The sequence below is a fragment of the Candidatus Seribacter sulfatis genome (genome assembly GCF_964187635.1).
Classification (GTDB): Bacteria; Verrucomicrobiota; Verrucomicrobiia; order Opitutales; family Seribacteraceae; genus Seribacter; species Seribacter sulfatis.
In genome coordinates this window covers 1-4,340 of the sequence record NZ_CAXLMO010000104.1, presented here as the reverse complement: position 1 = coordinate 4,340, position 4,340 = coordinate 1, and the positions used below count along the sequence as shown (strand labels likewise).

The 4,340-nt window shown below is 44.1% G+C and carries 3 protein-coding genes; 2 read left to right on the top strand and 1 reads right to left on the bottom strand.

Features of this window, described 5'->3' with window-relative positions:
* The first annotated feature begins 60 nt into the window (after positions 1-60).
* Positions 61-1,599 carry a sulfatase family protein gene (locus ACKPQ5_RS09660; protein WP_407678899.1) on the top strand — a complete coding sequence of 513 codons (1,539 nt, stop codon included), beginning with the start codon at positions 61-63 and terminating at the stop codon, positions 1,597-1,599.
* An 11-nt stretch (positions 1,600-1,610) separates the two neighbouring features.
* Here ACKPQ5_RS09660 and ACKPQ5_RS09655 read toward each other — a convergent pair whose 3' ends face one another.
* Complete coding sequence (locus tag ACKPQ5_RS09655; RefSeq protein WP_407678898.1) at positions 1,611-3,095, bottom strand: arylsulfatase; 1,485 nt, start codon at positions 3,093-3,095, stop codon at positions 1,611-1,613.
* 151 nt (positions 3,096-3,246) lie between these two features.
* Here ACKPQ5_RS09655 and ACKPQ5_RS09650 point away from each other — a divergent pair, with 151 nt between their 5' ends.
* A complete protein-coding gene (locus ACKPQ5_RS09650) occupies positions 3,247-4,209 on the top strand; it encodes a ThuA domain-containing protein (protein ID WP_407678897.1) in 963 nt (320 codons plus the stop codon).
* Positions 4,210-4,340: the final 131 nt, after the last annotated feature.

Genomic DNA, 4,340 nt, shown 5'->3' with positions numbered 1-4,340 from the left:
TTTCATCAAAAGACACATTTTCCAGTTGCCAACTTAAATTCTCAGATCCTTCCTAGATTCATGAATAAATTGATCCATACATTTTTCCTTATTTCATTGGTCATTGGTCAGGTTTGTGAAGGCAAGCCTCTCAATATATTGTTTATTTTTACCGATGACCATGCATACCAGGCAATCTCAGCCTACGGTTCAAATCGGAACCAAACGCCCAATATTGATCGACTTGCCAAAGAAGGTATGCTCTTTGATCGTGCCTTTGTAACCAACTCGATTTGTGCACCAAGTCGTGCCGTAATTCTCACCGGAAAACACAGTCACTTAAACGGCCAGTTAACCAATGGACAACGCTTTGACGGAGAACAGCAAACTTTCCCGAAACTGCTCCAGAAAAAAGGGTATCAGACCGCAATGGTTGGAAAATGGCATCTGAAGAGCGATCCTACCGGCTTTGACTTCTGGCAGGTTTTACAGGGGCAAGGGCCATACTATAATCCGCCCATGAACACTCCAGATGGAGTAAAGAAAATCACCGGTTACACTACAGATGTAATTACCGATGTCAGCTTGGACTGGCTGAAGAATAAAAGAGATCCAAACAAACCATTTATTCTAATGAGTCAGCACAAAGCCCCTCACCGGAATTGGCAACCAGGCCCAAAATACCTAACCAAGTATGACGGCATGGATATTCCAGAACCCGAGACCCTTCGAGATAATTATAAAAACAGACTCGAACCGGCGACCACACAGGCAATGACTATTGACCGTCACCTTTCCACTAACGACCTAAAAATCAGAACTCCTGGTAATCTCACCCCCGAACAGAAAGCGAAGTGGGACGCTGCCTACGGCCCAAAAAACAAAGCTTTTGGGGAATCCAATTTACAAGGTGATGAACTCTTTAAATGGAAATACCAGAGATATGTGAAGGATTATCTTCGCTGCATTGACTCCGTGGACGAAAACATTGGTCGCTTACTTGACTATCTGGATAAATCTGGACTGGCTGAAAATACCGTGGTCATCTATTCATCCGATCAGGGTTGGTACCTTGGCGAGCATGGATGGTACGATAAGCGTTGGATGTACGAGGAGTCCTTCCGCACCCCCCTAATTGTCCGTTGGCCAGGAGTCACAAAAGCGGGAAGTAAAAATAAGGACCTTGTGCAGAATTTGGACTACGCACAGACTTTTCTCGATATATGCAAGGTCAAATCACCCAAGGAAATGCAGGGTCAATCCATCGTTCCATTGCTTAAAGGGAAAAAGCCCAAAAACTGGAGAAAATCCCTCTACTATCAATACTATGAATTCCCCGGCGCACACAGTGTCAGACGACACTATGGTGTTCGCACCGAAACTCATAAATTAATTTATTTTTACAAGCTTGATGGTTGGGAACTGTATGATTTGGAAAAGGATCCAAACGAATTAAATTCGGTCTATGGAAAGCCTCAATATGCTGCCCTGACCAAAGAACTTAAGGATGAACTCAACCGACTTCGTAAACTTTACAAAGTACCGGTTGATGACCGCCCTCTCACTAAAGCACCTAGAACCCCTAGAGAACCAAAAAAGGAAAAGAAGAAGAAGAGCTGATCCGAAAAGCTTTAGTCAATCACCTTGATTGGAAAATATTGGGAGGGAGTATGCTCCTTCTCCATAATATCCTTGATTTTATTAACCACATCCAGGTGCTTTGTGGCCAAGTCATCGGATTCGGATTCATCCGTGGACAGATCAAATAATTCGATCTTCAATGGATCATGATTATTTCCCTTACGAATCATTTTCTGACGAATCCCCTTCCACTTCCCCATCCATACTGCTTGCTGTCCACCGTAGCCGGAAAACTCACGGTACAAGGGAGGGCGTTTAGAGGTAGCTTTTCCGAGAAGACTGGGGGCCAAACTATACCCGTCATGCTTTGCAACAAGCGGAGTTCTTGCATCAATTAAATCATGTAGGGTAATCATCCAATCCTCAAAACCCGTCCTTTGATCCGATACTGAACCGGATTGAACCCTGCCTGGCCATTTCGCAATCAGAGGCACGCGAATCCCCCCTTCATAAAGAGAACCCTTCAGACCGCGTAATTTCCCCACGCTGTTAAAAAAGTCGTAATCAACTTCCAGTTTCAAATGGGTGGTTCCATTATCCGAAGTAAAAATAACGATCGTATCATTGGTCAGGCCAAGTTGGTCAATTAATTTTACCACATTACCAATATATCGATCCATTCGAGTAATCATAGCCGCATATGCCGCACGGGGAGTAAAATGGGGGGTGTATCCATATCCCTGAGAGCGCGTAAAGGGAGGGTCATTCCACTTTAACTTGAGATAAGGTTTTAATTCCTCATCGGGTACATGCAGGGCCACATGGGGAATAAGCGTCGGATAATAAAGAAAGAAGGGCTTGTCTTTATTCTTCTTTATGAACTTCAAAGCCTGTTCATTTATTCGGTCGGATGAAAAATCCTCCCCTTTGAAAATTTCATAACTCTTCGGGTCCTGTGGGTCAGCTCCTTTTGCAAGGGATGCATGCCCAGGAACTGGCGGGTTATTTTGTAACGGTACCCGCTCCCGATCACTCCATAAATAATCTGGATAATAACTGTGGGCATGGCGTTGGCAGTTGTATCCAAAAAATCGGTCAAAACCCTGATTCATTGGATCACCCTCTGTACCTGGACTGCCCAGTCCCCATTTCCCAAAGGCACCGGTCGTATATCCCTCCTTTTTAAAAACCTCCGCCATGGTCAATTCATTTAATGGAATCGGTCGCTGTCCCTCCGGCTTAATTTCTCCATTATTTCGAATGAAGGCATGACCGGGATGCTTACCAGTCATCAAGACACAACGGGAAGGTGCGCAAACTGCATTTCCCGAATAATTCCGGGTAAAGCGCATTCCTTCCTTGGCCAATTGATCAAGATGGGGAGTCCTTATTTTTTTCTGTCCGTAACTTCCCAGTTCGTTGTATCCAAGATCATCTGCCAGAATAAAAATTACATTAGGTTTTCTCGCTTTACTGGTACAAAAAGAGAAAACAAAGAAGAACAGAAGGACTGAAAAAGAGAATCGATTATTCATTGGAAAGGATTGGATGGATTGAGATTAAACCTAATTTAGAAATGTGATTGTTGTAATTTGTTTGTTTAAAAACAAGCGGATTTTTTCTTTACTAGCTGATTTGCTGTCCTAGGCTATTAAAGTTATCCTCTGCTAAACCATTTACTAAATTATGAAACTATCCATTCCTGCTCTTTTTCTGTTCAACATAATGTTCCTAGGCACGCTTGATGCAGCCAAGGTTGTTTTCCTTTATGGTGCAAGAAGCCATGCATCTGGAGATCATGAATTTCAGGCAGGTTCCCATTTACTGGCCAAGCATATCAATGCCCAGGACAAAGTAGACCTAAAGGCAACGGTACACCCTGGATGGCCCGAGGATGAATCCATTCTTGATGATGCGGATGCCATCGTGATCTATGCGGATGGTACGAAAGTGATCGGTAGCGGATGGGAAAAGATGGACCAGTTGGTCAAAGAGAAAAAAACTGGCGTTTTGTTCATGCACTATGCAGTTCACCCAAGCGTGGAGCAGGGCGAACAATACTACCTCCCCTGGATCGGAGGCTTTTTCAAAAACGGCATCTCCGTCAATCCATTCTGGCGGGCAAATATCAAACCGAAAAAAGGACATGAAACTGCCCGCGGAGTTGGCCCCATTGAAGCGGTGGATGAATTTTACTTCAACATCGAACTCCATCCTGATTCCCTCAATCTAGGTGCCGCCACCCCCAACGAAAAAAACCTTCATCATATCAACAATATTTGGACCCGTGCCGCATACTTAGCCAAAGGGAAAAAACAATCCCTCCTCTGGGGAATTAGCCGTCCAACTGGGGGACGGGGAGCAGGTTTCACCGGTGGCCACCACCACCGGAACTGGGCAATTGATGGCTACCGCCAGCTCGTCCTCAACACCATTGCCTGGATCGCCGGAGAAAAAGTTCCCGCATCCGGTGTACCTACCTATCCAGTAACGGAGGATGAACTTAATGAAAAACTGGACGATTATGGCGATCGGACCAACAGAGTCAAATTACCCACCAAGGCAGATATTACATTTACACCCGGTCCATGGATGACACCCGAAGAACATGCTGAATCCCGTCGCAAGCCAAAAAAGAAGAAAAAATAATACGCTTAATTTTAGACAGATAAAAAATAATAAATCCTTGAAAATATGAAAAAATATTCACTACTCATTCTTTTAACCTCATTAACAACCATTCTTTTTGCCAAGCATCATAAAGGAGAAATGACTTCCCT